Annotated in this window: 25 protein-coding genes; 16 read left to right on the forward strand and 9 right to left on the reverse strand. The window is 72.6% G+C overall.

Features of this window, described 5'->3' with window-relative positions:
- Position 1 precedes the first annotated feature (1 nt).
- From ACZ56U_RS02015 to ACZ56U_RS02035, 5 genes are all read left to right on the forward strand, one after another.
- Positions 2-1,459, forward strand: coding sequence for a SulP family inorganic anion transporter (locus ACZ56U_RS02015; RefSeq protein WP_469082278.1), 1,458 nt, complete (start codon positions 2-4; stop codon positions 1,457-1,459).
- Positions 1,460-1,813: 354 nt separating this feature from the next.
- Entirely contained in the window at positions 1,814-3,181 is a 1,368-nt protein-coding gene (locus tag ACZ56U_RS02020) for a PhoX family protein (protein ID WP_469082076.1), read from the forward strand.
- A gap of 78 nt (positions 3,182-3,259) precedes the next feature.
- On the forward strand, positions 3,260-4,117 hold the full coding sequence (locus ACZ56U_RS02025) for a polyphosphate kinase 2 family protein (protein WP_469082077.1): 858 nt from the start codon (positions 3,260-3,262) through the stop codon (positions 4,115-4,117).
- 59 nt (positions 4,118-4,176) lie between these two features.
- Entirely contained in the window at positions 4,177-5,022 is an 846-nt protein-coding gene (locus ACZ56U_RS02030; protein ID WP_469082078.1) for a polysaccharide deacetylase family protein, read from the forward strand.
- Between the two features lie 18 nt (positions 5,023-5,040).
- Positions 5,041-5,220 (forward strand): hypothetical protein, encoded by a 180-nt coding sequence (locus ACZ56U_RS02035; protein ID WP_391233835.1) that lies wholly within the window; start codon positions 5,041-5,043, stop codon positions 5,218-5,220.
- Here the strand turns inward: ACZ56U_RS02035 and ACZ56U_RS02040 are convergent.
- Together ACZ56U_RS02040 and ACZ56U_RS02045 are read right to left on the reverse strand one after the other, a co-directional pair.
- Positions 5,212-5,883 (reverse strand): ABC transporter, encoded by a 672-nt coding sequence (locus tag ACZ56U_RS02040; protein WP_469082079.1) that lies wholly within the window; start codon positions 5,881-5,883, stop codon positions 5,212-5,214. The two genes, ACZ56U_RS02035 and ACZ56U_RS02040, sit on opposite strands and share 9 nt — an antisense overlap.
- The gene (locus ACZ56U_RS02045; RefSeq protein WP_469082080.1) at positions 5,880-6,743 is read right to left on the reverse strand and encodes an ABC transporter ATP-binding protein; all 864 of its coding nucleotides are present in this window, start codon (positions 6,741-6,743) and stop codon (positions 5,880-5,882) included. The genes ACZ56U_RS02040 and ACZ56U_RS02045 overlap by 4 nt, the downstream gene beginning before the upstream one ends.
- A gap of 89 nt (positions 6,744-6,832) precedes the next feature.
- Here ACZ56U_RS02045 and ACZ56U_RS02050 point away from each other — a divergent pair, with 89 nt between their 5' ends.
- The 5 genes from ACZ56U_RS02050 (at position 6,833) to ACZ56U_RS02070 (ending at position 12,715) form a co-directional block, all read left to right on the forward strand.
- Complete coding sequence (locus ACZ56U_RS02050; protein ID WP_469082081.1) at positions 6,833-7,528, forward strand: peptidyl-tRNA hydrolase; 696 nt, start codon at positions 6,833-6,835, stop codon at positions 7,526-7,528.
- 218 nt (positions 7,529-7,746) lie between these two features.
- Positions 7,747-9,069 (forward strand): MbnB/TglH/ChrH family RiPP precursor modification enzyme, encoded by a 1,323-nt coding sequence (locus tag ACZ56U_RS02055; protein ID WP_469082082.1) that lies wholly within the window; start codon positions 7,747-7,749, stop codon positions 9,067-9,069.
- A 313-nt stretch (positions 9,070-9,382) separates the two neighbouring features.
- On the forward strand, positions 9,383-10,150 hold the full coding sequence (locus tag ACZ56U_RS02060) for a DUF4142 domain-containing protein (protein ID WP_469082083.1): 768 nt from the start codon (positions 9,383-9,385) through the stop codon (positions 10,148-10,150).
- A gap of 85 nt (positions 10,151-10,235) precedes the next feature.
- Complete coding sequence (locus ACZ56U_RS02065; RefSeq protein WP_469082084.1) at positions 10,236-11,027, forward strand: TIGR04222 domain-containing membrane protein; 792 nt, start codon at positions 10,236-10,238, stop codon at positions 11,025-11,027.
- 98 nt (positions 11,028-11,125) lie between these two features.
- Positions 11,126-12,715 (forward strand): alpha/beta hydrolase, encoded by a 1,590-nt coding sequence (locus ACZ56U_RS02070; RefSeq protein WP_469082085.1) that lies wholly within the window; start codon positions 11,126-11,128, stop codon positions 12,713-12,715.
- 60 nt (positions 12,716-12,775) lie between these two features.
- Here ACZ56U_RS02070 and hemQ read toward each other — a convergent pair whose 3' ends face one another.
- Positions 12,776-13,507, reverse strand: coding sequence for a hydrogen peroxide-dependent heme synthase (hemQ, locus tag ACZ56U_RS02075; RefSeq protein ID WP_469082086.1), 732 nt, complete (start codon positions 13,505-13,507; stop codon positions 12,776-12,778).
- Between the two features lie 5 nt (positions 13,508-13,512).
- Entirely contained in the window at positions 13,513-14,964 is a 1,452-nt protein-coding gene (gene hemG / locus ACZ56U_RS02080) for a protoporphyrinogen oxidase (RefSeq protein WP_469082087.1), read from the reverse strand.
- Between the two features lie 159 nt (positions 14,965-15,123).
- Between hemG and ACZ56U_RS02085 the strand changes: the two genes are divergently transcribed.
- Both ACZ56U_RS02085 and ACZ56U_RS02090 read left to right on the forward strand, forming a co-directional pair.
- Positions 15,124-16,107: a DUF4349 domain-containing protein gene (locus tag ACZ56U_RS02085; RefSeq protein ID WP_469082088.1), complete on the forward strand. Its 984-nt coding sequence runs from the start codon at positions 15,124-15,126 to the stop codon at positions 16,105-16,107.
- Between the two features lie 27 nt (positions 16,108-16,134).
- The gene (locus tag ACZ56U_RS02090; RefSeq protein WP_469082089.1) at positions 16,135-17,520 is read left to right on the forward strand and encodes an FAD-dependent oxidoreductase; all 1,386 of its coding nucleotides are present in this window, start codon (positions 16,135-16,137) and stop codon (positions 17,518-17,520) included.
- A 25-nt stretch (positions 17,521-17,545) separates the two neighbouring features.
- Here ACZ56U_RS02090 and ACZ56U_RS02095 read toward each other — a convergent pair whose 3' ends face one another.
- On the reverse strand, positions 17,546-17,866 hold the full coding sequence (locus tag ACZ56U_RS02095) for a hypothetical protein (RefSeq protein ID WP_469082090.1): 321 nt from the start codon (positions 17,864-17,866) through the stop codon (positions 17,546-17,548).
- 124 nt (positions 17,867-17,990) lie between these two features.
- On the opposite strand from ACZ56U_RS02095, the gene ACZ56U_RS02100 reads away from it, so the two are divergent.
- On the forward strand, positions 17,991-18,815 hold the full coding sequence (locus ACZ56U_RS02100; protein ID WP_469082091.1) for a rhomboid family intramembrane serine protease: 825 nt from the start codon (positions 17,991-17,993) through the stop codon (positions 18,813-18,815).
- A 30-nt stretch (positions 18,816-18,845) separates the two neighbouring features.
- Here the strand turns inward: ACZ56U_RS02100 and hemE are convergent, their stop codons facing one another.
- Positions 18,846-19,901 (reverse strand): uroporphyrinogen decarboxylase, encoded by a 1,056-nt coding sequence (hemE, locus tag ACZ56U_RS02105; RefSeq protein ID WP_469082092.1) that lies wholly within the window; start codon positions 19,899-19,901, stop codon positions 18,846-18,848.
- A gap of 120 nt (positions 19,902-20,021) precedes the next feature.
- Between hemE and ACZ56U_RS02110 the strand changes: the two genes are divergently transcribed.
- The 3 genes from ACZ56U_RS02110 to ACZ56U_RS02120 all read left to right on the forward strand — a co-directional run bounded on the left by ACZ56U_RS02110 (position 20,022) and on the right by ACZ56U_RS02120 (position 23,121).
- Positions 20,022-20,693: a DUF3000 domain-containing protein gene (locus ACZ56U_RS02110; protein WP_391233821.1), complete on the forward strand. Its 672-nt coding sequence runs from the start codon at positions 20,022-20,024 to the stop codon at positions 20,691-20,693.
- 218 nt (positions 20,694-20,911) lie between these two features.
- Positions 20,912-21,574, forward strand: coding sequence for a LuxR C-terminal-related transcriptional regulator (locus tag ACZ56U_RS02115; RefSeq protein ID WP_469082093.1), 663 nt, complete (start codon positions 20,912-20,914; stop codon positions 21,572-21,574).
- Between the two features lie 218 nt (positions 21,575-21,792).
- Positions 21,793-23,121, forward strand: coding sequence for a ribonuclease D (locus tag ACZ56U_RS02120; RefSeq protein WP_469082094.1), 1,329 nt, complete (start codon positions 21,793-21,795; stop codon positions 23,119-23,121).
- A 52-nt stretch (positions 23,122-23,173) separates the two neighbouring features.
- On the opposite strand, the gene ACZ56U_RS02125 is transcribed toward ACZ56U_RS02120, so the two are convergent.
- Genes ACZ56U_RS02125 through ACZ56U_RS02135 form a run of 3 tightly spaced genes read right to left on the reverse strand, consistent with a single transcriptional unit; the run spans position 23,174 to position 26,255 of the window.
- The gene (locus tag ACZ56U_RS02125) at positions 23,174-24,004 is read right to left on the reverse strand and encodes a carbohydrate ABC transporter permease (protein WP_469082095.1); all 831 of its coding nucleotides are present in this window, start codon (positions 24,002-24,004) and stop codon (positions 23,174-23,176) included.
- On the reverse strand, positions 24,001-24,942 hold the full coding sequence (locus tag ACZ56U_RS02130) for a carbohydrate ABC transporter permease (RefSeq protein ID WP_469082096.1): 942 nt from the start codon (positions 24,940-24,942) through the stop codon (positions 24,001-24,003). Before ACZ56U_RS02130 ends, ACZ56U_RS02125 begins: the two co-directional genes overlap by 4 nt.
- Positions 24,942-26,255, reverse strand: coding sequence for an ABC transporter substrate-binding protein (locus tag ACZ56U_RS02135; RefSeq protein ID WP_469082097.1), 1,314 nt, complete (start codon positions 26,253-26,255; stop codon positions 24,942-24,944). Before ACZ56U_RS02135 ends, ACZ56U_RS02130 begins: the two co-directional genes overlap by 1 nt.
- Positions 26,256-26,298 lie beyond the last annotated feature (43 nt).

A 26,298-nucleotide genomic window follows, 5' to 3' on the forward strand; every position in this document is an offset into this window, starting at 1 on the left:
CATGCTGACCAAATACCCCCACCTGCGGCAGGACTTCGCCGCCTCCTTGGTCGTCTTCCTGGTCGCGCTCCCGCTCTGCGTGGGCGTGGCCGTCGCCTCCGGTGTCCCGGCGGAACTCGGACTCGTCACCGGCATCGTGGGCGGCATCGTCACCGGCATGATGCGCGGCAGCAGCCTCCAGGTCTCCGGACCGGCCGCCGGCATGACCGTGCTGGTCTTCGAGGCGGTGCGGGAGTACGGGCTGCCCGTGCTCGGGGTCATCGTGCTGGCCACCGGGGCGCTCCAGATCCTCATGGGCACCCTGAAGCTGGGCCGCTGGTTCCGGGCCATCTCGGTCTCCGTCGTCGAGGGCATGCTCGCCGGTATCGGCCTGGTGCTGATCGCCGGTCAGCTGTACGCGATGGCCGCCACCGAGGCCCCCGCCTCGGGGTTGGACAAGATAGCCGGGCTGCCCGGGGCGCTCGTGGACGCCGTCACGGACCCCAAGGCGCTGGCCTCGCTGGGGCTCGGTGTCGGCACCATCGCCGTCCTGGTGCTGTGGAAGCACATGCCGGCGACGGTCCGTACGGTGCCCGGTCCGCTGGCCGCGGTGGGGCTGGCCACGCTGGCCGCCCTGGCGTTCTCGATGCCGGTGGCGACCGTCGAGGTGCAGGGGCTGCTGGGCTCCGTCCAGCCGCCGTCCGCGGGTGCCTTCGGTGAGCTGGCGAGCGTCGGCGTGCTCGCCACGATCGTCGCGTTCACCCTGATCGCGTCCGCCGAGTCACTGTTCAGCGCGGCGGCCGTGGACCGGCTGCACGACGGACCGCGTACCGAGTACGACAAGGAGCTGGTCGCGCAGGGCGCGGGCAACGCGCTCTGCGGTGTGCTCGGCGCGCTGCCGATGACCGCGGTGATCGTGCGCAGCGCGGCCAATGTGCAGGCGGGCGCCAGGACCAAGGCGTCCCGGGTCATGCACGGCGTCTGGTTGCTGCTGTTCGCGGCGCTGCTGCCGGGCGTCCTCGCCTACATCCCGATCCCGGCGCTGGCGGGCATCCTGGTCTACTCCGGTGCCAAGCTGATCCCCGTCGCCTCGCTCGTGTCGCTGTGGCGTGAGCACCGGGGCGAGGCGCTGATCCTCATCGTCACGGCCGTGTCGATCGTCTCGGTCAGCATGTTCGAGGGCGTCCTGATCGGACTGGCGCTGGCCGTGGTGAAGACCGCCTGGGAGGCCTCGCATCTGAAGCTGGAGATCGTCGACAAGGGCGCCGGGCCCGTCCAGGCGCATCTGTCGGGCAACGCGACCTTCCTGAGGCTGCCGAAGATCCTGGACAGCCTGGAGTCGCTGCCGCAGGACCGCCCGGTGGAGCTGGACCTGTCCGGCCTGCACCACCTGGACCACGCCTGCCGTCTGGCGTTGGAGAACTGGGCGGAGCGGCACAGCGCGGTCGGTACGGAACCGGTGCGGGTCACCACCCCGTAGCCGCGAGCCCGGTGCCTGGCCTCGCGCCAGGCACCGGGCATATCGCTGCAGCAGCATGAAAGCCCTCCGGACGAGGGGGCGGGCCGGAGATGTCCGAGCAGCCCGCCGCGCTCCAGCTGCGGCTGCGGCTGCGGCTGCTCCAGACGGTGGTGGCGGTCGCCGCCGAGAAGAGCCCCCTGGTGCTGCCGTTCCCGGGGGTGGCCCCAGGAACAGCCGGTCCACGAGCACGGGCACCCGGCCGACGGACGACCCTCCGAGCGGTGACACCTCTACGCGCGTGGTTCCCGCGGCCCGCGCCAGGTGATAGACACAGCGGCGTCACATCCTGTCCGCCAGCAGGAAGGTTGCTGCTCCATGTCCGCAACACGACGTCAGGTCCTCGCCCGCTCCGGCGCGCTGGGGGCGGGGATCGCCTTCAGCGGCGCCCTCTCCGAACTCTTCACGGGCACGGCCGCCGCCCAGAACCTCGGCCACACCGGCTACGGCCCGCTCGTTCCCGACCCGAACGGCCTGCTCGATCTGCCGGAAGGTTTCCGCTACCGGGTGCTGTCCCGTGAGGGCGACCAGCTCCGCTCCGGCGAGGGCCCGGTCCCCTCCAACCACGACGGCATGGCCGCCTTCGCCGGCAGACACGGCCGGGTCCACCTCGTGCGCAACCACGAGAACCGCTACAACGGCCGCATCGGCGTCCCGACCATCGACGGCCTCACCTACGACCCGGCCGCCAAGGGCGGCTGTACGGCGCTGACGCTCGACGGCCGCAACAAGGTCCTGGCCGAGCGGGTCGCCATCGCGGGTACGGCCGTCAACTGCGCGGGCGGGCCCACCCCTTGGGGCACCTGGCTGACCTGCGAGGAGACCGAGGACAAGGCCGGCACCAACGGTTACACCAAGGACCACGGCTTCATCTTCGAGGTCGACGGCGCCGACCCGCGCCGCTCGGGCGCGGTCCCGCTGACCGCGATGGGCCGTTTCCAGCACGAGGCGATCGCCGTCGACCCCAAGCGCGGCGTCGTCTACGAGACCGAGGACGCGTTCCTGAAGCCCTTCGGCCTCTTCTACCGGTTCCTGCCCGACAAGCCGTTGGGCGGCCTGGGTTCACTGCGCGCCGGGGGCAGGCTCCAGGCGATGCGGGTGCCCGGCGTCCCGGACCTGTCGTCCATCCAGGAGACCGGCGCCTGCTTCGAGGGCGTGGAGTGGGTGGACGTACCGGATCCGCTCGCCGCCAAGACGCCCATCCGGCTCCAGGACTTCGGCCCCAAGGGCGTCACGCACGCGCAGAAGCTGGAGGGCTGCTACTGGGGCGGCCGCAGTGTGTACTTCGTGTCCTCCTTCGCCCGCAGCGCGGACGGCTCGGCCGCGGATCACTACGGCCAGATCTGGCGCTATGACCCGTCGTCGCGTCGTCTGACGCTGGTGATCGTCTTCGGCCCGGACACCGACGTCCAGTTGCCCGGCGAGTCCCCCGACAACATCTGCCTCGCCCCCAGCGGCGGCCTGATGGTCTGTGAGGACGGCAACGGCGCCCAGCACGTCTACGGCGTCACGCGCCGCGGCGAGGTCTACGCGATGGCCCGCAACGCCCAGAACATCGGCACCGCCGAGGAGCCGGAATGGGGCGAGTTCGCCGGGGTCACCTTCTCGCCGGACGGCGAGACGATGTACGTCAACTGCTACACGCCGGGGACGACGTTCGCGGTGACCGGGCCCTGGCGCAGGTAGTTCCGGGCCGAGCATCCGCCGGGAGGCGCACCCCCGTCTCCCGGCGCATGATCGAGACATGACCGAAAGGGGCACACCATGGCCAGGAAGCAGCAGCGCGGCCTGAGCGAACTGCTCCGTGTCCCCGGCGGCGAGCGCGTCGACCTCGGCGCGTACGACGCCAGGGCGACGACCGGTGGCCCGAAGGACAAGAAGGCGGCTCTCGCGGTCACCGCCGCGATGGGCGAGCACCTCGCCGATCTCCAGGAACGGCTCTGGGCGGCGAGCACGGCCGGGGACCGCCGCCGGGTGCTGCTGGTGCTCCAGGGCATGGACACCAGCGGCAAGGGCGGCACGGTCAAGCACGTCATCGGCCACTTCAACCCCTCGGGCTGCCGCATCAAGGCGTTCAAGGCCCCGACGCCCGAGGAGCGCCGGCACGACTTCCTGTGGCGCGTTCGCCGGGAACTCCCCCAGGCGGGCGAGATGGGCATCTTCGACCGCTCCCACTACGAGGACGTCCTGATCGCCCGCGTCCGCGCACTGGCCCCGCCCGCCGAACTCGACCGCCGCTACGAGGAGATCAACCACTTCGAGGAGTCCCTCGCCGCCGACGGTGTCACGCTGATCAAGTGCTTCCTGCACATCTCCTACGACGAACAGCGCAGCCGCCTCCTCGAACGCCTCGACCGCCCGGACAAGCACTGGAAGTTCAACCCCGGCGACATCGAGGAACGCGAGCTGTGGCCCGCCTACCAGGAGGCGTACGAGGTCGCCCTGCACCGCTGTGCCACCTCGCGAGCCCCGTGGTACGTGGTGCCGGCCGACCGCAAGTGGTACCGCAACTGGGCCGTCAGCCGCCTGCTGCTGGAGCACCTCCGGGCGCTGGACCCGCGGTACCCGAAGGCGGACTTCGACGTGGCGGAGTGCCGGGAACGGCTGCTGAAGGGGGCATGACCGGCGCGTGAGCGTCGACAATCCGGGATGCGCCCGATTCATCCCGTTATGTTCATACGGTGATCATTCGAGTGCGCCACGTGGCGGCCGCCTGTGTCCTCGGCGTCGCCCTCACCGCCTGCGCGACCACCGCCACCGCCCCCGAGGCGCCCCGAGCCGCCCGTCCGACGCCCTCCGCCACCCCCTCCCGGCCGCCGACCCTCGCCCCCGGCCCCGCCGGTCTCACGCCCGTCTTCCAGCACGGCCCCCGCACGCACGGCAGGACCGTCGCCCTCACCTTCGACGCCGACATGACCGCGGACCAGGGGGCGCGGGCGGCGGCCGGCGAGCACTTCGACCATCCGCGGCTCATCGCCACGCTGCGCTCCCTGAAGGTGCCGGCCACGGTGTTCATGACGGGCCGGTGGGCCGAGCAGTACCCGGCGCAGGCCCGGTCGATCGGGCGGGACCCGCTCTTCGAGGTCGCGAACCACTCGTACAGCCACCACGCCTTCACCGGCGACTGCTACGGACTGCCCAGGGTGCCCCGGGACGACATGCGCACCGATGTCGAGCGCGCGTACACCGCGTTCCGCAAGGCGGGCGTGCCGGACGCGCGGCCGTACTTCCGCTTCCCCGGCGGCTGCTACGACCGTGCGGCGCTCAGGGCGCTCACCCCGGCCGGCGTCACCGCCGTGCAGTGGGACGTGGTCAGCGGGGACGCCTTCGCGACGGACGCGGACGCGGTGGCCCGGCAGGTCCTCGACGGGGTGCGCCCCGGCTCCGTGGTCGTCATGCACTGCACCCGCAGCGCCGCCCCGACCACCGAGCGGGCGGTGCGGACGATCGTGCCGGAGCTGCGCGCCCGGGGCTACCGGCTGGTGAAGGTGTCCGAGCTGATCGGGGCCGCGGGCGGCCGGCGATGAGCGTCCTACGCTGGAGATATGAGCGAGGACTACTGCACGATCCGAGAGGTGCCCAGGCCGCCGGTCGCCGAGGGTCCGCCGTACGCGGAGTGTGTGCTGTGCCGGGAGCCGACGGAGTACCCGGAGTCGTACAAGGGGATCACCCTGTGCCCCCGCTGCGAGTGGCGGGAGGCGGAGCGGACCGCCTGCTCAGGGTGACCGGCGGGAGGTCAGCACGCAGGCCACGGCCATCGCGCCTGCCGTGAGCAGCGCTGCCGCCGCCAGGGGCAGCAGCGGCAGCGGGACCGTGCCGTCCCGGGAGCCGGTGACCAGGCCGCTGACCGCCGCCTGGGCCGGGGAGCCGGTCGTCACCACCGCCATCAGCGCCGCGAGCAGCATCGCGGGCACCGCCCGGCCCGGGGAGCGCAGCAGCGGCCAGGCGGTGAGGGCGCCGACGGCCGTGCCCAGCAGGGCGCAGGCGAGCATCGCGAGCAGTCCCGCCGTACCGGCCGAGAGCCGCGGCACCCGCGTCTGGTGGTCGGCGCCCACCGGATCGCTGATCAGCGTCACGAGGAGGGTCGTGACGGTGCCGAGCACCGCCGTGGCGCCCAGGGCCACCAGCAGGGCGGCCAGGTGCGCGCGGGCCGGGCCGACCGCGGCGGAGACACAGGCGCGGGCCGCGGGCGGCTCGTTGGACACGCAGATCCGCACCAGCCAGGCGCCGACGGGCAGCAGCGCGGCGGCGGCGTAGCCGAGCGAGTCGAGGATCGGCTGATTGCTCTGCACCCCGACACCGAGGAACGCGGCGTACAGGATGACCGGCGGCAGCCAGCGCTGCGAGCGGGCGAGGAGGGCGGCCTGGTAGCGGAGCAGCGCGGTCATCGGCCGCCTTCCGGGGGCGCGGCGTGACGCACGCTCACCACGTGCCACGGCGGTCGGGCCGTCAGCAGGGTGCGCAGCAGCACGTCCGAGTGGGACGCGGGGACGGTGAGCCGGTACCTGCCGGGCGCGGTCTCGTCGGCGGCGGTGACGACGCGGCGCGCCTCCGCGGGCAGCCGCGCGCCGGCCGGCTCCTGGACCACGACGGTCACCTGCGGCCCGGTGGGCGTGACGGCGTCGGTCGTACGACGGTGGAGGCCGCCCTCGCGCACGGTGTACGTCGCGTCGGGCACCCCCGCCAGGCGGCCGGGGTCGTGGTCGACGAACACCACCGCCCCGCCCGCCGCGGTCCGCTCGGCGACCGCCCGCTCCAGCTCCGCCCGGGCGTCCGCGTCGAGGCCGGTCCACGCCTCGTCCAGGACGAGCAGCTCCGGCTCGGCGAGCAGGGCCTGGGCGACCGCGACCTTCTGGCTGCTGCCCTTGGAGAGCCGGGCCATGGGGGTGCCGGCGTAGGCCTCGGCGCCGAACCGTTCCAAGACGTCGCCCGCGGCGCGCCGGGCCGAGGCGCGCGACAGGCCGTGGACGGTGCCCAGGTGGGTGAGGTAGCCGAGGGCGGTGAAGGGGAGGGCGGAGGGGAAGCGCTCGGGGACGTAGGCGGTGCGGGGGCGGCCTCTCACCCGGCCCTCGGAGGGGGCGTCCAGACGGGCGAGCACGCGCAGCAGCGTGGACTTGCCGGTGCCGTTGGGGCCGTCTACGCGGGTGAGGCTGCCGGGGGTGAGGGCGAGGTCGACACCTCGTAAGACCCAGGGGCCGCGCAGGCCGTAGCGGCGGCCCACGTTGTCCAGGTGCAGATCGCGTTCCATGGTGGTCATGATGGCGCGTGGCCGCGGCAGGTTGCCTCGGGTCCTTGGCGCCGGTCAGCCGGGGCGTCGGGCCCCTTAGGGTGGGCGGCGTGAGCGACAGTCCATTCCAGCACGAAGTCATCGCCCGGGATCACGCGCCGCAGTTCGTCCTGCCCTTGGTCGTACGGCTCGAACGCGCCGCTCCCCCCGCCCGCACCGACGCCCTCGAGACCGCCGCCCGTGCCGTCCTCGTCATGCTCGGCGACGAACGCTCCCTCGGTGAGGGCGAGTGGGCGCAGGCGATGCGGGACTGGCAGGACGCGCGGATCCGCAAGGTCGTGCGGCGGGCGCGCGGTGCCGAGTGGCGCAAGGCCGAGGCGCTGCCGGGGATCACGGTCACCGGGAAGTCGGCGGAGGTGCGGGTGTTCCCGCCCGTTCCGCTGGACGGCTGGCCGAAGGAGCTGGCCAAGCTCCAGGTGTCGGGGACCGAGCTGGACGACCCGGAGCCGCCGCCGGCCGCCGACCCGGGCGTGCCCGTGCTGTGGATGAGCCCGCGGGTGGAGATGTCGGCGGGCAAGGCGATGGCCCAGGCGGGGCACGGCGCCCAACTCGCCTGGTGGGACCTGTCGGACGAGGAGCGGGCCGCCTGGCGGGACGCCGGGTTCCCGCTCGCCGTACGCACTCCCGACCCGGATCGGTGGCGAGAACTCGTGGACAGCGGACTGCCGTTGGTGCGGGACGCCGGGTTCACCGAGATCGCCCCGGGCTCCTGCACGGTCGTCGCCGACCATCCGGCGCTGCGCTGACACGGCGGCCACCGGTTGAACGCCCGGCCGGGCGCTCCCGTACCTCCGGTCACTGGTGCCCGGAACCTCAAATGTTCCTCTGAAGGACCGGTCGGAGGGGTTCGAGTCCGGGCACCGGGGCCATACCCCCGTCACGCCGGGAACAGCGAGCCGTCGAAGGGGACGACGCAGCGGATCCAGGTGGCGGGGAGAGTCGGCCGCAGGAGGGGACGGGGACGATGGAGCGACTGGGCACGGGAATCGGATGGCGGCCGGAGATCGCGGACGCCGTGGAGCGCATGCCGGGCATCGACTGGGTCGAGGCCGTGGCGGAGAACGTCTGCCCCGGCCATCTTCCCGAGTCGCTGCGGCGGCTGCGCGAGCGCGGGGTGACCGTCGTCCCGCACGGCGTCTCCCTCGGTCTCGGCGGCGCCGACCGGCCCGACGAAGGGCGTCTGACCGCGCTCGCCGAGCGGGCCGAGGCGCTGGGCTCGCCGCTGGTCACCGAGCACATCGCGTTCGTGCGGGCGGGCGGGCCCCTGACGGCCTCCCCGCGTCTGGAGGCGGGCCACCTGCTGCCGGTGCCGCGCACCCGGGACGCCCTCGACGTGCTGTGCGAGAACATCCGCGTCGCCCAGGCCGCGCTGCCGGTGCCGCTCGCCGTCGAGAACATCGCCGCGCTGATCTCCTGGCCGGGCGAGGAGATGACGGAGGGGCAGTTCCTCTACGAACTGGCCGACCGTACGGGGGTCCGGCTGCTGATCGACGTCGCCAACCTCCACACCAACCACGTCAACCGCGGCGAGGACCCGGCCGAGGCGCTGGCCGACCTGCCGCTGGAGGCCATCGCCTACGTCCATGTGGCCGGTGGCTTCGAGCGCGACGGCGTCTGGCACGACAGCCACGCCCACCCCGTCCCCCGTCCGGTCCTCGACATCCTGACCGACCTCGCCTCCCGCGTCTCGCCGCCGGGAGTGTTGCTGGAGCGCGACGAGAACTTCCCCGCGCCGCACGAGCTGGAGGGCGAGCTGACGGCGATCCGGGACGCGCTGGACAAGGGCCGCGAGCAGGCCGCGGGCGGCTCGGCGCTCAGCATCCGGACCCAGGGGACCACCTCCGACGACACCGCACCCACCGGCACCACCGCCTCCGCCCGGCAGCGCCTCGCGCTCGCCCAGACCGCCCTGCTCTCCGCGCTGGTCGCGGGGACGCCGGTGCCCGAGGGGTTCGACCGGGTGCGGCTCGGGGTGCAGGCGCGGGCGCTCGCCGGGAAGCGGGCGGACGTCGTCGCCAAGGTCGCGCCCGAACTGCCGGACATCCTCGGCGCGCGGTACCGGGCGGCCTTCCTCGGGTACGCCCACGGGCACCCCATGACCGACGGCTACCGGCGCGACGCGCTCGACTTCGCCGGGTATCTGCTGGGCGACGGCCGGCTTCCGGACGAGCGGGGCCGGGCCGAGCTGCGGGAGTGGTGGCTGGAGCGGTCGGGAGCACGGCCGCGCTCGCACCGGCCGGGGGTACGGCTGGCGCGGGCGACCCGGCGGGTGCTGCTGCGCCGGTGACCGCACGTCGGTCCGCGCCGACCGCAGCGGGCTGACCCGGCCCACGCCGACGCAGGTCCCACGGCCGGACGCCCCCGACACTACGTCCACGCTCGAGTGTGCCCGGTTTAACACCACCGCCACGGGGACCACCCCGCACATCCGCTTCGGCATCTTTTACCCCTGTATGCCAGCAACTCCCCCTCCCCCATTCGCCCTTGGTGTCCCGGATGCAACCATTCGTTCCCGTACGGCAGTTGGCGTGGACCGGGCAGTAACATGCCAGTCCCGCACTCGAAACCCACTAGCGTGCGGTGCCGTAACAGGAGGCACCATGCGACCGCGACCGCCCATCGACGGCCGAGGCATCGTCAGCGGCACGGGGATCATCATCACCGGCCTGACCGCGACCCTGCTGGCCCTGGTCTTCCCGATCTGGTCGTACGCCGACCGCTCCGGGACCGGGGTCGACGTGCTCAACGCCACGACCGTGTCCACGAGCTACGGGCCGCTGTCCGCCCTGGACCGGGAGTTCGTCACCAAGGTCCGGCTGGCCGGGCTGTGGGAACTGCCCGCCGGCCGGCAGGCGCAGCAGAAGGGCACGACAGCGGCGGTGCGGACGGCGGGGCAGCACCTGATCGAGGGGCACACCTTCCTGGACGAGCGGGTCCGCGGCGTCGCCTCGCAGCTCGGCCTGGCACTCCCCGACGAACCGAACGACCAGCAGAAGCAGTGGCTGGCGACCCTGGACGCGTCCCAGGGCGTCGAGTACGACCGCCAGTTCGCCAACCTCCTGCGCCTCGCCCACGGCAGGGTCTTCTCGGTCGTCGCCCAGGTCCGCGCCGGCACCCGCAACTCCCTGGTCCGTGCCCTCGCCGACGACGCCAACGCCACGGTCCTGGACCACATCAAGATCCTGGAGGCCACCGGATACGTCGACTTCGACGCCCTGGCCCAGGACATGGCCGCCGGCAGCACACCCCCGATCACGGCCTCCCCCGCCCCACCGCCCCTCATCGCCACCCCGCCCCCGGCCGTCCCGGTGACCCCGAGCTACCCGCTGCCCCCACCGGCCAGCAGCCCGCCCCCCGACCGGAACTAAGGGGAACGTCACATACCGGCAACGCATCGTCCGGATCGTGAACGAGGCATGGCGCCGGCCGGACCCTTTCGCATAGAACAGCGTCATGTTCTGGGTCCTTCTCCTGCTGCTGGCCTGGGCCGCCGCCGGAACCGCGTGTACGCGCCTGTGCCTGGCCGCCGTACGCGCCGCAGCCGACGATGTGGACGCGGGCCACGGACACGACCTCACGCTGTACGAGGCGGCGTTCCTGTCCGGCGGACCACGCCGGGTCGCCGACCTCACCCTCGTCTCCATGGCCCGGCAGCGCCGGCTGCTGCTCGCGCACACGGGCTGGGCGACCGTCGTCGACCCCCGGGGCCGGGACGAGATCGAGCGCTCGGTCATCGGGGCGATCGGGCCAGAGGGACAGTCCCGGATCGCCCCGGTGCGGGACGCCGCGGCCACCGCCGCCCCGGTGCGCGGCCTCGCCGACCGGCTGGTCCGCGACGGCCTCGCGGTGCCCGACGGCGCGCGGACCTCGGTCGCGGCGGCCGTCCGTCAGGTGCGGCTCGCCGCGCTCGGCGTCGTGGCGCTGGGCGCGCTCGCGCTGCTGACGCCGGCCCCCTCGGAGATGCCGCGCCACCTGGTCGCCCTCTGGTTCGCGCTCCCCCTCGCCCTCACCCTCAGCTGCCTGGCCATCGCCCGCGTCGAGGTCCACCCGTACTCCCGCTGGGCCTCTCCGGCCGGTCAGCGGCTGCTCGGCGCGCTGGCCCGGCGCACCGGCGGCGCCGACGACCGTACGTACCTGACGACCGTGGCGGTCCGGGGCGTGGCGGCCGTCGGGGAGCCGGATCTGCGCGCGGCCTTCGCCGACCGCGAGCAGCACTGGCGCGCCGGGCACACCAGGGGCGCATAGGGGGCATTGGCGCCGACACCGGCCGGACGGTGCTTGCCTTGGCCGACCGGCGAACGAAACATCCCTTCTGTTGCTGCCGTGCACTGAAGGGATACGCGATGAGAGCCCCCGCCCCCGCGCTCTACTCGGCCGCCGGGTCCTTGCTCCTGACAGCCCTCGCCGCCGCTCCCGCGGGCGGCGCCACCAGCGTTCCCGGCGCGGCCGAGCTGCGCGGCACCGCGACGGCCGCCGCGCGCGCCGAGGCCCGCGGCATCGCCTTCGGCAAGTGCGCCGCGGTGGAGGACCTGCCGGCCGACGTCCAGTGCGGCACGGTCCTGGTCCCGCTCGACTACGCGCACCCCGACGGCAAGCAGATCAAGCTCACCGTCAGCCGGGTCCGGGCCACCCACAAGGACCCGCACAACAGCAAGCGCAGGGTGCCCCGGCAGGGCTCCCTGGTGTACAACCCGGGCGGTCCCGGTGGCTCCGGGATGTACTTCCCGCTGATCGGCGTGGTCCCGGAGTGGAAGCGGCTGGCGGCGGCGTACGACCTCGTCGGCTACGCCCCGCGCGGTGTCGGCCGCTCCGCTCCGCTGTCCTGCCAGAACCCGAGGCGCTTCTTCAAGGCGCCCTCGCAGGCCCCGACGCACCCCTCGGAGTCGTACAAGCGCGAGCGCATCGCCGAGGCCAAGGCGTACGTGCGCGGCTGCGTCAAGCGGGCGGGCGGCGCGCTGCGGCACTACACCTCGCTCAACAACGCCCGTGACCTCGACGTCCTGCGTGCCGCGCTGGGCGAGGAGAGGCTGACGTTCATGGGTGCCTCGTACGGCACCTACTTCGGGGCGCTGTACGCGGCGCTGTTCCCCTCGCACGTGCGGCGGATGGTCTTCGACTCGGCGGTGAACCCGGACCCGGCGCAGATCTGGTACCGCAACAACCTCGACCAGTCGGCCGCGTTCGAGGGCCGCTGGGCGGACTTCCGGGAGTGGGTCGCCAAGCACCACAAGGTGTACGGGCTCGGCGACACCGCGGAGCGGGTGCAGCGCAGCTACGACCGGGCGGCGGCCCGGCTGGCGGCGGAACCGGCGGGCGGGAAGGTCGGGCCCGGGCAGTTGCAGGGGGCGTTCCTGATGGCCGGGTACTACGACGACTACTGGCCGCACCGCGCCGAGGCGCTCTCGAAGTATCTGAAGGGCCACCCGAAGCAGCTGATCGAGCAGGCGGGGCCGCATCCGGAGGCGGCGAAGGAGGCGGAGAACTCCAGCGCGGTCTACACGGCCGTCGAGTGCAACGACGCCCCCTGGCCGACGGACTTCAGGGTGTGGGACCGCGACAACACGCGGCTCGCACGGGTGGCGCCGTTCGAGACCTGGGACAACGTGTGGACGAACCTGCCCTGCGCGTACTGGCCCGCGCCGCGTCAGCAGGTGCTCGATGTGCGGACGGGGCCCGGGGAGTTGCCGCCCACGCTGATCCTGGCCGCCGAGCGGGATGCCGCCGCGCCGTACCAGGGGGCGCTGGAGATGCACCGCCGCCTGTCGGGCTCGGTGCTGGTGACGGAGCGGGACGCCGGGACCCATGGGATCGCCGGCGGGCCCAATCGGTGCGTCAACGGGTACGTCGACGCCTATCTCCTGGAAGGCCGGCTGCCGGTGCGGCGGGCGGGGTGCGCGCCGCATGCGGAGCCGAAGCCGAGAACCGCGCGATGATGCCGTCCACGGGGGCGTGGTGGCCGGTCGCGCGGTTCCCCGCGCCCCTCAGGGGGCGGTTCAGGCCAGCCCTGCCACCAGGTCCGCCACCGACTTCCGGCGGCCGGTGAAGAACGGGACCTCCTCGCGGACGTGCATGCGGGCCTCGGAGGCCCGCAGGTGGCGCATGAGGTCGACGATGCGGTAGAGCTCGTCGGCCTCGAAGGCCAGCAGCCACTCGTAGTCGCCGAGGGAGAAGGAGGCGACCGTGTTGGCGCGGACGTCGGGGTAGCCGCGGGCCATCTTGCCGTGGTCGGCGAGCATGCGGCGGCGGTCCTCGTCGGGCAGCAGGTACCAGTCGTAGCTGCGTACGAAGGGGTAGACGGAGACGTAGTTGCGCGGCGTCTCGTCGGCGAGGAACGCCGGGATGTGCGAGCGGTTGAACTCGGCGGGGCGGTGCAGCGCCATGTTCGACCAGACGGGCTCCAGGGAGCGGCCCAGCCGGGTGCGGCGGAAGAGGTTGTACGCCTCCTGGAGCTGGTCGGCGGTCTCCGCGTGCCACCAGATCATGAGGTCGGCGTCGGCGCGCAGCCCGGACACGTCGTAGGTGCCGCGCACGGTGACGTCCTTGGCGGCGAGCTGGTCGAACAGCTCCTGGACCTCGTCGGCGTAGCCCGCGCGGTCCTCGGGGAGGACGTCCTTCAGCCTGAAGACGGACCAGAGCGTGTAGCGGATGACCTCGTTGAGGTCCTTGGCCAGCTTGCCCTTGTTCGGGATCCGGCCGGCCTCGGTGGTGGGGGCGTCGTTGCTCATGGTCCTTATTCTCCCGCTCCTCCGTGCAGACTCTGCACCGGGTTGGCGGTGAGCTCCCGCATACCGCGGTCGTCCCCGTGGATCTGGTCGACCGCCGCGTACGCGCTCGCGATGCAGGCGGGAATGCCGACGCCGTCGTACTGCGCGCCGCACACCGCGAGCCCCGGCAGCTTGGCCACGTGCTCGCGGACGCGGGCCACGCGCGCGTGGTGGCCGACGGGGTACTGGGGCAGGCCGTCGGTCCAGCGGGTGACGCGGCTGTCGAGCGGGCGGGCGTCGAGGCCGGTGGCCTCGCGCAGGTCGTGGCGCGAGACGTCGACGAGTTCGGCGTCCTCGCGCTCCAGGACGGCCGTCTCCCCGTGGCGGCCGACGGAGGTGCGCAGCACGACCACGTCCGGGTTGTCGTCGGCGATCCAGCCCCACTTCTGCGAGGCGAAGGTGGACGCCTTGATGGTGCGGCCGTCGACCGGCGGGACGAGGAAGCCGCTGCCCGCCGGGAGGGCGGCGGTGTCGGTGCGACGGTAGGCGAGGGTGATCAACGCCATGGAGGCGTACTCCACGGCGGCGAGCTCGGCGGCGGCCTCGGGAGCCTCGGCGCGCAGGAGGTGCGCGGCGGCGGGCGCGGGGACGGCGACGACGACGGAGCCGGCGTGCAGCACGCGGTCCCCGGCGACGACACGCCAGCCGTCGGTGGTGCGGCGCAGCTCCGTCACGGGCGCGTCGGTGACGATGTCACCGCCCCGCGCGCGGACGGCGTCGGCGACGGCGAGGGGCAGGCGTCCGATGCCGCCCGCGATGCCCATGAAGACCGGCCCGGTCTGCTGCTGGGCGGCGGCCCTGGCCTGGATCTCGCGGACCGCCTCGGTCAGCGAGGTGTGGGTCCTGGCGGCCTGGTAGAGCTGCGGGACGGCCGAACGCATCGAGATGCGGTAGGCGTCGCCCGCGTACACCCCGCCGAGCAGGGGCTCGATGAGGCGGTCGACGACCTCGCGGCCGAGGCGCTCGGCCACGTACGCGCCGACCGCCACGTCGTCGCCGACCTCGGTGCGCGGCAGCTCGGCGTCGCGCTGGATGCGGGCGAGTCCCTCGTCGGACAGGACGCCGGCGAGGGCGGAGGCGGTGCCGGGGACGCCCATGACGTGTCCCTTGGGCATGGGGCGCAGGGCGCCGCGGGTCCAGATCGAGGCGGTCGCGGTGGCCGGCGGCTGGAGGCGCTCGTCGAGGCCCACCTCGCGCGCGAGGGCGACCGCTTCCGGTCGGCGCGCCAGCATCGACTCGGCCCCGAGGTCCACGCGGGTGCCGGCGATCTCGCCGGGCAGCAGCTTGCCGCCGACGCGGCCGGAGGCCTCCAGGACGGTCACGCGCGCCCCGCGCAGCAGCAGCCGGTGCGCGGCGGCGAGACCCGCGATACCGGCCCCGATGACGACGGCGTGCTCCGTCGTACCTGATCCGCTCATGGCTCCACCCTCTCAGACGCCACCGACAGTCCGGCGGGGGCCTCATGGTCTGTCCGAGTCCCGACCGTGACCGCATCGGGACCGTTCGGCCCCAACGTTCCGGGCGGCACCGGCGTCCAAGGAGCGTCAGTTCGCCACGACTCCCGGGGGGTACGCCAGATGCGCGCACCACGTTCCGTACGACCTGCCCAGGCCCTGGCCGGGCTGCTGCTGGCCGCCGCCCTGGCGCTGTCCGGGTGCAGCGGCTCGGGCGACGACTCCGGCAGCGCCGCCGGCGATGCCGGCGCGGCGCAGTCCCAGGCCAAGGAGGCCGCCCCGGGAGCCGCCGGGGACGACGCGAACGGCGCCGGCAGGCAGGCCGGCACCGCGCCCAAGCTGCCGACCAGCCACATCATCCGCACCGCGGAACTGACCGTGCAGGTCAAGAACGTGCCGAAGGCGCTGGAGGCGGCGCGCACGGCCACCGTGGACGCGGGCGGTTACGTAGGCAAGGAGGCCACCTTCCGCGACGAGGAGGGCACCGAGGAGACGCAGGTGACCCTGCGGGTGCCCGCCGACCGGTACGAGGAGGTCCTGGCCGCGCTGGAGGGCTCGGGGAAGCTGCTGGAGCGCACGGCGAAGGCGCAGGACGTCACCGACCAGGTCGTGGACGTGGAGAGCCGTATCAAGTCGCAGCGGGCGAGCGTGGCCCGGATCCGGGAGCTGATGGACCAGGCCACCAGGCTGAGCGACGTGGTGACCCTGGAGGGCGAACTGAGCACCCGCCAGGCGGACCTGGAGTCACTGCTCGCCCGGCAGGCGTCCCTGAAGGACCGCACGGGCCTGGCCACCATCACCCTGTCGCTGTCGGAGAGGCCGGTCGAGAAGGCCGCCGAGGACGACGACCCGGGGGTCCTCGACGCGCTCGCGGGCGGCTGGGACTCGTTCGTGTCGATGCTGCGCTGGATCGTGGTCGTCGTGGCCGCGGTGCTGCCCTTCGCCGCGGTCCTCGCGCTGCTCCTGCTGGTCTGGCTGCGCTGGATCCGTCCGCGGCTGTCCCGCCGCCCGGCCCCGGCGGGCGCGTCCACCACGCTCGGCCCGCTGCCGACGGCCCGCCCCGCCGCGCGCCCCGGACCCACCGAGCAGGAGGGTGAGCGGGACTGAAATGCCCCACGCCCGTAGCGTGTTCGCATGAACATGAGTGCTGCGAGGGAACGGCTGGTCGTGATCGGCGGCGACGCCGCGGGAATGTCCGCGGCGTCGCAGGCGCGTCGGCTGAAGGGGCCCGGCGAGCTGGAGATCGTGGCGTTCGAACGGGGCCACTTCACCTCGTACTCGGCGTGCGGGATCCCGTACTGGGTGGGCGGGGACGTCGAGGAGCGGGACGAGTTGATCGCCCGGACGCCCGAGGAGCACCGGGCCCGTGACATCGATCTGCGGATGCGCACCGAGGTCACGGAGATCGACGTGGCGGGGCGCCGGGTACGCGCGCGTGACCTGGACTCCGGCGCCGAGTCGTGGACGTCGTACGACAAACTCGTGATCGCGACCGGGGCCCGGCCGATCCGGCCGGAGATGCCGGGGGCGGACGCGCCGGGGGTGCACGGGGTGCAGAGCCTCGACGACGGGCAGGCCCTGCTCGACACGCTGGCACGCACGCGTGGCCGCAGGGCGGTGGTGGTTGGCGCCGGTTACATCGGCGTCGAGATGGCCGAGGCCCTCATCAAGCGGGGCTACGAGGTGACCGTCGTCAACCGCGGCAGCGAGCCGATGTCGACCCTCGACCCGGACATGGGCCGGCTGGTGCACGAGGCGATGGAGGGCCTGGGCATCACCATGGTCAACGACGCCAGTGTCACCAAGGTCCTGACCGGGGCGGACGGCCGGGTGCGCGCGGTGGCCACGGAGGACGCCGAGTACCCGGCGGACGTGGTGGTCCTGGGCATCGGGGTGCGCCCCGAGACGGCCCTCGCGCAGGCGGCGGGTCTGCCCGTCGGCGACCACGACGGGCTGCTGACCGACCTCGGCATGCGGGTGCGCGGCCACGAGGACATCTGGGCGGGCGGCGACTGCGTGGAGGTCCGCGACCTGGTCTCCGGCCAGGAGCGCCACATCGCCCTCGGCACGCACGCCAACAAGCACGGCCAGGTCATCGGCGCCAACGTGGGCGGCGGTTACGCGACCTTCCCGGGCGTGGTCGGCACCGCGGTCAGCAAGGTCTGCGACCTGGAGATCGCCCGCACGGGCCTGCGCGAGAAGGACGCGCACCGCGCGGGGTTGCGGTTCGAGGCGGTCACCGTCGAGTCCACGTCCCGCGCGGGGTACTACCCCGGCGCCTCCCTCATGACGGTGAAGCTGCTCGCCGAGCGCCGTACGGGGCGGCTGCTGGGCGTGCAGATCGTCGGGAGGGAGGGCGCCGGCAAGCGGGTCGACATCGCGGCGGTGGCGCTCACGGCCGGGATGACGGTGGAGCAGATGACGGTCCTGGACCTGGGCTACGCCCCGCCGTTCAGCCCCGTCTGGGACCCCGTCCTGGTGGCGGCCCGCAAGGCCGCGGCGAAGGTGCGGGCCTCCTGACGACGGGGGCCCCTGACGACGGGGCCTAGGCGGAGCCGTTGATCCGTTCGATGGCCTGGCGGGCCTGGTCGACGGGCGGGCGCGGCGGCAGGGAGGAGACGGAGGCGCTCGAGGCCACCGCGGCCGGCTGCTCCCCCGCCGGTTTCGCGTGGGCCGCGGGCCGGGTCGAGCGCAGCCGGTGGCTCACCGCCTCGTCGAGGGTCACCGGACGCTGCAGCTGCGCGGCCAGCCGCCCCGCGTCCTGGCCCAGCCGGGCCACGTCCTCCCAGGGCAGCCGCAGCGTCAGCGCGATCTCGGCCTCGCCGTCGGGAGTCGCGTGCATCGCGGGAGTAACTCGGTCGTTCATCGCCTGTTCCTCACGTTGACCCGCGACCCACCTTCCCCGTGCCGCGGACGGTTGAGGAGTCATACGCACGCGCGCGTGGCGGCGTTCACCGATTCACGCACCGCATCGCGGGCACTACTTCCTTGTGGTCATCCCCGTCCATGACGTGAACCCGGTGCGCCGCACCCCTGTGGTGACGTACGCGCTCATCGCCGCGAACGTGCTGGTCTTCCTGTACATGCCCGGCCTGGCCGGCTCCGTGGCGGGCGACAGCGGTCTGTCCCAGCTCTGTCATCTCCAGGCGTTCCTGGACCACTACGCGGCGGTGCCGCAGGAGTTGATCCACCACCAGCTGCCCCGGGTGGTCCCCACCGGCGAGGTGGCCATGGGGCAGCACGGCCCCGGCTGCGCGGTCGGTCCGCCGGGCTACGACAAGTCGCCCGTGCAGTCCGTCTTCACCGCGATGTTCCTGCACGGCGGCTGGCTGCACCTGCTGGGCAACATGCTCTTCCTGCTGATCTTCGGCAACAACGTCGAGGACCGCATGGGCCATGTGCGCTTCGCGCTGTTCTACCTCGTCTGCGGCTACGCGGCGTCCTACGGCTTCGCGCTCCTCAACGACGACTCGGGCGACCCTCTGATCGGCGCCTCGGGAGCCATCGCCGGGGTGCTCGGCGCCTATCTGGTGCTGTATCCGAAGGCCAGGGTGTGGGTGCTCGTGCCGTTCCTGGTCTTCCTGCCGCTGCGGCTGCCGGCCTGGCTGGTGCTGGGCTTCTGGTTCGTGCTCCAGGCGGTGTACTCCTCCGGCGAGGGCGTCTCGGCCGCCGGGACCGTGGCGTACGCGGCCCACGTCGTGGGCTTCCTCGCCGGCATGCTGCTCGCCTGGCCGCTCAAGCCGGGGACACCACCGCCGCCGGAACCGCGCGGCCTGCTGTTCGGCAGGAAGGCACGGCCCCGGCACACGTGGTGAACCGGCGAGAGGGGCTCCGCGGGAGGAGCCCTAACGGGCCGTCTGCGTGTGGACGTACTCCACGAGCCGGGTCAGCGCGTCCGGGTCGGTGGTCGGCATGACGCCGTGGCCGAGGTTGAAGACATGGCCCTCCAGGTCCTTCGCCGAGTCCAGCACCTCGCGGGCCTTGGCCTCGACGGCCCGGGTGCCGGCGAACAGGACGGTCGGGTCGAGGTTGCCCTGGAGCGCCTTGCCGGGGCCGACCCGGCGGACGGCCTCGTCGAGCGGGACGCGCCAGTCGACGCCGACGACGTCCGCGCCGGCCTCGCCCATCAGACCGAGCAGTTCCCCGGTGCCGACACCGAAGTGGATGCGCGGGACACCGTAGGACTCCACCGCGCGGAACACCTTCGCCGAGGCGGGGAGCACCGAGCCGCGGTAGTCCGCCGGGGCGAGGGCGCCGGCCCAGGAGTCGAACAGCTGGACCGCCGAGGCACCGGCCTCGATCTGCACCTTCAGGAACGCGGCCGTGATGTCCGCGAGACGGTCGAGCAGGTCGGCCCAGAGCTCGGGGTCGCCGTACATCATCGCCTTGGCGTTCTCGTACGTCCGCGACGGGCCGCCCTCGACGAGGTAGCTCGCGAGGGTGAAAGGCGCGCCCGCGAAACCGATGAGCGGGGTCGGGCCGAGTTCACGGGTGAGCAGGCCGATGGCCTCGGTGACGTAGGAGACGTCCTCGGGGGTGAGGTCGCGCAGCTGGGCGAGGTCGGCGCGGGTGCGGATCGGGCGCTCGACGACCGGGCCGACGCCGGGCTTGATGTCGAGGTCGATGCCGATGGCCTTGAGCGGGACGACGATGTCGCTGAAGTAGATCGCCGCGTCCACGTGGTGCCGGCGCACCGGCTGGAGGGTGATCTCGGTGACCAGCTCGGGCCGCATGCAGGACTCGAGCATCCCGACGCCCTCGCGGACCTTGCGGTACTCCGGCAGTGAGCGCCCGGCCTGCCGCATGAACCACACCGGGGTGTGGGGCACGGGCTCACGGCGGCAGGCCCTGAGGAACGCGGAGTCGTACGGGGCGGACGGCGGCGTCTGGTTTGCACTCACGGGGGAAAGTCTCGCACGGCGCCGGGGCCGCTTTTCCCTGCCGGTGGGGCAATCCGGGCAACGGTCCGGGCACGGGGTGTCAGGCCCCCACCATGGCCCCGTTCCCCTTAACCTTCCGCCATGGCTGCGGCTCAGGGACGACTGTCGGACGGCACTGGCGGGATGGACGACGAGAGGGAGGGGGACGGGCATGGAAGCGGTACGGCGGCTCCGCCGGCTTTCCAGGCCGCGGTCCAGGCCCTGCGCGCCGGCCGGCTGCGACCGCAGATCGAGATCGAGCCGACCAGGGCCCCGCAGCGGCTGGCCCCGTTCGCCCACGCGCTGGAGGCGGCGGTCGTCGACGGGGACCAGGACCTGGCCGACGGCCGGCTGGTGCTGCTGCACGACCCGGACGGGCACGACGCCTGGCGGGGTACGTTCCGGCTGGTGACGCTGGTGCGCGCGGAGCTGGAGCCGGAGATGGCGGCGGACCCGCTGCTGCCCGACGTGTGCTGGTCGTGGCTGACGGGTGCGCTCCAGGCGCGCGGGCTGTCGTGCGGCGAGCCGAGCGGCACGGTCACCCGGGCGAGCTCCCACTACTTCGGCGGTCTCTCCGAGCGCCCCGCCGCCTCGCAGATCGAGATCCGGGCGTCCTGGACGCCGCGCGAGGGGTTGAACGGGGTGCCGGACACGGCGGGGCATCTGGCGGCCTGGTGCGATCTGCTGGCCCAGGTCGCGGGGCTGCCGCCGGCCGGTCCGGGGGACGCCTCGGTGGTGACGCTGCCGCAGCGGCGCGGTCCTCAGTCGCGCTGACTGTCGCGCGCTGACTGTTGACCATCTCTTTGTCGACACGGCCACTTTCAGTCATGAGTGACCACTCGAACGAACCGATTCGTTCACCGAACGATCGACCACACGTCCGAATTGCACTAATTGTTACTCACTAGATCGTGATCATTCTCTAAAGGCCCACGGGTTTGGTGCCGAAGACGACTGTGACCTCACAGCCGTCCCCCACCCCAGGAGGCCTGGTGTCCGTTCTCCTCGAGCAGCCCGCAAGCCTGGTCGCCTACCGTCCGAACAAGCCGACCGCAATGGTGGTCGTGGCCGACCCCCGGGTCCGCTCCACCGTCACCCGCCACCTCTGGGCGCTCGGCGTCCGCGACGTCATCGAGGCCTCGTCCGTCGCCGAGGCCCGTCCCCGTATCGGCAGCCCCCGCGACATCTGCGTCGCCGACGTCCACCTTCCCGACGGCTCCGGCCTGACCCTGCTCTCCGAGACCCGCGCGGCGGGCTGGCCCAACGGCCTCGCCCTCTCCGCGGCCGACGACATCGGCGCCGTCCGCAACGCCCTCGCGGGCGGTGTGAAGGGCTACGTCGTCACCGGCACCCGCACCAACGTCGGGCTCCCCACCCGACCGGGCGCCGCCCCCATCGGCTCCCGCGCCGCCGGAATGCACCGCCGCCCCCCGGGTGCCCCGAGCCACCCGGGCGGCTACCGCGAGCTCTCCGGCCGCGAGGTCGAGGTGCTCCGCCTGGTCGCGGAGGGCCAGTCCAACAAGGCCATCGGCGTCTCGATGGGCCTGTCCGCGCTGACCGTCAAGAGCCACCTCGCCCGCATCGCCCGCAAGCTGGGCACCGGCGACCGCGCCGGCATGGTCGCGGTGGCCCTTCGGACCGGCATCATCCACTGACCGCTCCCCGACCGACCACCGTTCCCACGATCCGGCCGTTCGATCCTTCGCCTCGCCCCTTCACGGACGTGAACCGGATCAGCCCCCGATCCGACCGCACGCCCCCGATCGGTCGTGAACCCGCGGATTCACCGACCTGACTGGTTTACGACCCTCAAGCGCCCGCCGACGGAACGTTCCGTCGGCGGGCGCTGTCCATCCACAGATACCCTTGACAGGTGACCGACGCCCAAGAGACCGCAGCAGACAGCCCACTGCGAACCACCGGAGGCGCCCCTCCGGACGACGGCGGATCTTCTGTTGCGGGGGCGCCTGATCTCGAGCCCGCTCTCGAGCCCGGCCCCGAGCCGGGTCCTGAGCCGACTCCTTTGCTCGAACCGCGCGAGGGCGTCCCGCCCGTGATCACCGACGAGGACACGCTCGCCCGGGTGATCGCCGCCTTCGCGGCCGGCTCCGGCCCGGTGGCCGTCGACGCCGAACGGGCGTCCGGCTACCGCTACGGACAGCGCGCCTACCTCGTCCAGCTGCGGCGCGAGGGCGCCGGGACCGCGCTGATCGACCCCGTGGCCTGCCCCGACCTCTCCGGCCTCGGCGAGGCGCTGTCCGGCGTCGAGTGGGTGCTGCACGCCGCCACCCAGGACCTGCCGTGCCTGCGCGAGATAGGCATGATCCCCACCTCCCTGTTCGACACCGAGCTCGCCGGACGGCTCGCCGGGTTCCCCCGGGTCGGGCTCGGCGCGATGGTCGAGGGCGTCCTCGGCTTCGTCCTGGAGAAGGGGCACTCCGCCGTCGACTGGTCGACCCGGCCGCTGCCCGACCCGTGGCTGCGTTACGCCGCGCTGGACGTGGAGCTCCTCGTCGACCTCCGGGACGCGCTGGAGAAGGAGCTGGACCGGCAGGGGAAGCTGGAGTGGGCGCGGCAGGAGTTCGACGCCATCGCCTCGGCCCCGCCGCCGGAGCCGCGCAAGGACCCCTGGCGCCGGACCTCCGGCATGCACAAGGTGCGGCGGCGCCGACAGCTGGCCGTGGTGCGGGAGCTGTGGCAGACCCGGGACCGGATCGCCCAGCGGCGGGACGTGTCGCCGGGCAAGGTGCTCTCCGACGCGGCGATCGTGGAGGCCGCGCTGTCGCTTCCGGCGAACACGCACGCGCTGGCCGCGCTGAACGGCTTCGGGCAGCGGATGGGCAGGCGTCAGCTGGAGCAGTGGCAGGCGGCCGTGGACCGGGCCAAGGAGCTGGCCGAGGCGCAGTTGCCCGCGCCCGGACAGCAGCTCACCGGGCCGCCCCCGCCCCGCGCGTGGGCCGACAAGGACCCCGCCGCCGCGGCCCGGCTGTCGGCGGCGCGCGCCGGTGTCTCCGCGCTGGCGGAGCGGCTCACCATGCCGCAGGAGAACCTCATCACGCCGGACACCGTGCGACGGGTCTGCTGGGAGCCGCCGCAGACGGTGGACGCCGAGTCGGTGGGCGCCGCGCTCGCGGGGTACGGGGCCCGGCCCTGGCAGGTGGAGCTGGTCACCCCGGTGCTGGTGAGCGCGTTGTCCGCGTGAGGGCTCTCACCGCGTCACGTGAGGGCTCTCATCGCGTCACCGTGAGGGCTCGCTATCGGGTCGCTCCTCGCGTGAAGCCGTTGTAGATGAAGCGCTGCAAGCTCAGGAAGACGATCAGCGTCGGGAGGATCACCAGGACCGCGCCCGCCGAGATCACCTCCCAGTGGGCCGCGTAGGGGCCCCGGAAGCGGAACAGCGACGTCGAGATCACGCCAAGATCTTCGGACGGCATGTAGAGGAAGGGGATGTAGAAGTCGTTGTAGACGGTGATCCCCTTCACGATCACCACGGTGGCGATCGCCGGCTTCAGCAGTGGAAAGATGATCTTCCAGTAGATCGTGAAGGTGTTGGCCCCGTCGAGACGGGCCGACTCGTCCAGGGAGATCGGGATGGACCGTACGAACTGCAGGAAGATGTAGATCGAGACGATGTCCGTGCCCATGTAGAGCGCGATCGGCGCCCACAGGGTGTCGAACAGGCCGAAGCTGTTGACGATCTGGAAGGTCGCCACCTGGGTCGTCACACCGGGGACCAGGGCCGCGATCAGGAAGAGCGCCACCACCAGCCTGCGGAAGCGGAAGGTGAAGCGGTCGATGGCGTACGCCGTCATCGAGCCGATGAGGACCGTGCCGCCGATCGACACCACCAGGATGATCGCCGTGTTGGCGAAGGCCTGGAGCATCTCGCCGTCCCGGAACGCCGAGGCGTAGTTGCCGAGGTTCAGCGGGTTGTCGGGCAGGCTCAGCGCACCGCTCGCGTTCGCCATCTCCTGCTCCGACTTCAGGGAGGTCAGCAGGACGACGACCAGCGGGAGCAGGACCACCACGGTCGCGGCGACCAGGGACAGGTACACGAGGGCGCGGGAGACCGCGTGGCGGGTCATACGAGGTCCACCTTGTCGTCGGGGACCAGGCGCCGCTGGATCCAGGTCACCAGCAGGATGACCAGCAGCAGCACCACCGCGGCCGCCGAGGCCAGGCCCGTCTTGTTGAAGCGGAAGGCGAGGTTGACCGTCTGGATCACGAAGGTCTCGGTGCCGGTCGCGCCGCCGGTCATGATGTACGGGATCTCGAAGGCCGACAGCGAGCCGGAGATCGACAGGATCACGGTCAGGGTCAGCACCGGTTTGATGCCCGGCGCGATGATGTAGCGGAACTGGTGCCAGCGGTTCGCGCCGTCCAGCTCGGCCGCCTCGTACAGCTCCCCCGGGATCGACTGGATCGCGCCCAGGAACAGCACGAAGTTCAGGCCGAGATAGCGCCACATCGAGACTCCGGCCAGCGAGGTGTTGGCGGAGACCGGGGTGCCGAGCCAGGCGTGGTCGGAGTGGACGCCGAAGAGGCTCAGGACCGAGTCGAGGGTGCCGCCGTCCTGGAAGAAGTAGAGGAAGACGAAGCCGATCGCCACCCCGTTGATCAGGTACGGGAAGAAGAGCACGCCCTTGAAGAAGTTCCGGAAGCGGACGTTGAAGCTCAGGACCGTCGCGAAGTAGAGCGCGGCGACGATCTGGAGGGCGGAGGCGGCCAGGTAGTAGCCGCTGACCCAGAACACCTCGAAGAGTTCGGGACGGGTGAAGATCTCCTCGTAGTTCCCGGCGCCCGTGTAGTGCAGTTCGGGGCTCACGCCGTCCCAGTCGGTGAGGCTGTACGCCAGCATGTTGGCGATCGGCGCGTAGGTGAAGGTGATCAGCAGGGTGAGCGGGGCGAGGAGGAAGAGCCAGGGGGCCACACCGCGCCCCGCACGGGTCCGGCGTGGGGCGGGGGCCGGGACGGGGGCGGCCGCGGTCACCTCCACGGCCGCCTTCCGGGTCGTCTGTGTCATCAGGACCCCTGGTTCTTCCGGGCGTCGGCCCAGCGCTCGCTGAGGTCGGCGAAGAAGTCGTCGAGGCTGCCCTTGCGCGCGCCCCGGGCGAGGTCGACGAGGTTCTGGCGGTACTCGGGGGCGTAGATGCCGACCTCCGAGTCACTGTCGAGCTGCTTGACCTCGGCGCCCTTGGCGTCGTCCAGCTCGATGAACTTCACGCCCTGCTCCTCGTACGGCTTCATCACGTCGGGCAGCGGGGCGGCCTTGAGCGGGGAGATCGCCAGGTTGTCCTGTCCGTAGGTGGACTTGTCGGTGAACCAGTCGACCCAGGCGCGGGCCGCCTCCTTGTGCGGGGAGTGGACGTTGATGCCCTGGTTGTAGTCGGGGCCGATCACCGCGCAGAACTTCCCGTCGACCTGGGCGGGGAAGGGCATGAAGCCGATGTCGTCGGGGTCGGCGCCCGCCTTCTTCGCGGCGTCCCGGAACTGGACGATCGCCCAGGTGCCGAGCCACTGGGTGGCGATCTCGCCCTTGGCGGTGCGGGCCTTGGACTCCTCCCAGTTGCTGGTCGTCGGGTCCTTCTCGACGAGTTTCTGCTTGACCATGTCGTGCAGCAGGGTGTCGCCGACGCGCAGGTCGGCGCCCTCGGCCCAGGGGTCGCCCGCGGCGAGCTTGTCGGTCGCCCTCGGGTCGCAGTGGACCGAGCCGTTGACCGCCGTCCAGGCACTGAGCGTCCAGCCGGCCGAGAAGTTGGTGTAGTACGGGATCGCGTCGGTCCTGCCCTTGATGGCCTTGAGGTCGGCGAGGAACTCGGCCGGGGTGGTGGGCCATTGGGTGATCCCGGCCTCCTTCCAGACCCGCTTGTTGTAGATGAAGCCGGGGCTCACGCCGTTCGGGCTCTGTCCGTAGACCTTGCCGTCGACGGTGGTGACGTCGGTGAAGCGGTACTTCTTGCCGCGCTCCGCCGCGGTGCCGAGCGAGGCGAAGAACTTCGGGTAGTCCGCCTTCTTGATGACGGCCGGGATCAGCAGGACGTCGCCGTAGTTCTTGGTGTTCATCCGGATCTTGACCTCGGACTCGTAGTTCGTGAGCCCTTCGAACTCGACCTTGACCTTCGGATAGGTCTTGTTGAACTCGGCGGCGTACCGCTTCAGCGTGCCGTCCTGGATCAGGTCGGTGCGCACGGTGAGGACCTTGATGGTTCCGGTGACCTTCGCCGGGTCGTCGGGCGCCTCGGCGTCCGCGCCCTTGGTGGTGCCTCCCGTGCCGGTGCAGCCGGCGGCCAGCAGGGCGGCGCCCACGGCCAGGACGAGGGTGTGACGACGGTTCATGTGCATCAGCTCCGTTCGGGACGTTCCTGGGACGGACGAGCAC

The sequence above is a fragment of the Streptomyces sp. NPDC034103 genome (genome assembly GCF_055575395.1).

Coding starts and splice junctions, on each gene's coding strand:
- hemG (WP_469082087.1), bottom strand. CDS start 14,964: ATGAGCGGATCAGGTACGACGGAGCACGCCGTCGTCATCGGGGCCGGT.
- ACZ56U_RS02020 (WP_469082076.1), top strand. CDS start 1,814: ATGTCCGCAACACGACGTCAGGTCCTCGCCCGCTCCGGCGCGCTGGGG.
- ACZ56U_RS02065 (WP_469082084.1), top strand. CDS start 10,236: ATGTTCTGGGTCCTTCTCCTGCTGCTGGCCTGGGCCGCCGCCGGAACC.
- ACZ56U_RS02070 (WP_469082085.1), top strand. CDS start 11,126: ATGAGAGCCCCCGCCCCCGCGCTCTACTCGGCCGCCGGGTCCTTGCTC.
- ACZ56U_RS02130 (WP_469082096.1), bottom strand. CDS start 24,942: ATGACACAGACGACCCGGAAGGCGGCCGTGGAGGTGACCGCGGCCGCC.
- ACZ56U_RS02125 (WP_469082095.1), bottom strand. CDS start 24,004: ATGACCCGCCACGCGGTCTCCCGCGCCCTCGTGTACCTGTCCCTGGTC.
- ACZ56U_RS02045 (WP_469082080.1), bottom strand. CDS start 6,743: ATGGAACGCGATCTGCACCTGGACAACGTGGGCCGCCGCTACGGCCTG.
- ACZ56U_RS02135 (WP_469082097.1), bottom strand. CDS start 26,255: ATGAACCGTCGTCACACCCTCGTCCTGGCCGTGGGCGCCGCCCTGCTG.
- ACZ56U_RS02055 (WP_469082082.1), top strand. CDS start 7,747: ATGGAGCGACTGGGCACGGGAATCGGATGGCGGCCGGAGATCGCGGAC.
- ACZ56U_RS02085 (WP_469082088.1), top strand. CDS start 15,124: ATGCGCGCACCACGTTCCGTACGACCTGCCCAGGCCCTGGCCGGGCTG.
- hemQ (WP_469082086.1), bottom strand. CDS start 13,507: ATGAGCAACGACGCCCCCACCACCGAGGCCGGCCGGATCCCGAACAAG.
- ACZ56U_RS02060 (WP_469082083.1), top strand. CDS start 9,383: ATGCGACCGCGACCGCCCATCGACGGCCGAGGCATCGTCAGCGGCACG.
- ACZ56U_RS02110 (WP_391233821.1), top strand. CDS start 20,022: ATGGCTGCGGCTCAGGGACGACTGTCGGACGGCACTGGCGGGATGGAC.
- ACZ56U_RS02035 (WP_391233835.1), top strand. CDS start 5,041: ATGAGCGAGGACTACTGCACGATCCGAGAGGTGCCCAGGCCGCCGGTC.
- ACZ56U_RS02015 (WP_469082278.1), top strand. CDS start 2: ATGCTGACCAAATACCCCCACCTGCGGCAGGACTTCGCCGCCTCCTTG.
- ACZ56U_RS02040 (WP_469082079.1), bottom strand. CDS start 5,883: ATGACCGCGCTGCTCCGCTACCAGGCCGCCCTCCTCGCCCGCTCGCAG.
- ACZ56U_RS02025 (WP_469082077.1), top strand. CDS start 3,260: ATGGCCAGGAAGCAGCAGCGCGGCCTGAGCGAACTGCTCCGTGTCCCC.
- ACZ56U_RS02090 (WP_469082089.1), top strand. CDS start 16,135: ATGAACATGAGTGCTGCGAGGGAACGGCTGGTCGTGATCGGCGGCGAC.
- ACZ56U_RS02095 (WP_469082090.1), bottom strand. CDS start 17,866: ATGAACGACCGAGTTACTCCCGCGATGCACGCGACTCCCGACGGCGAG.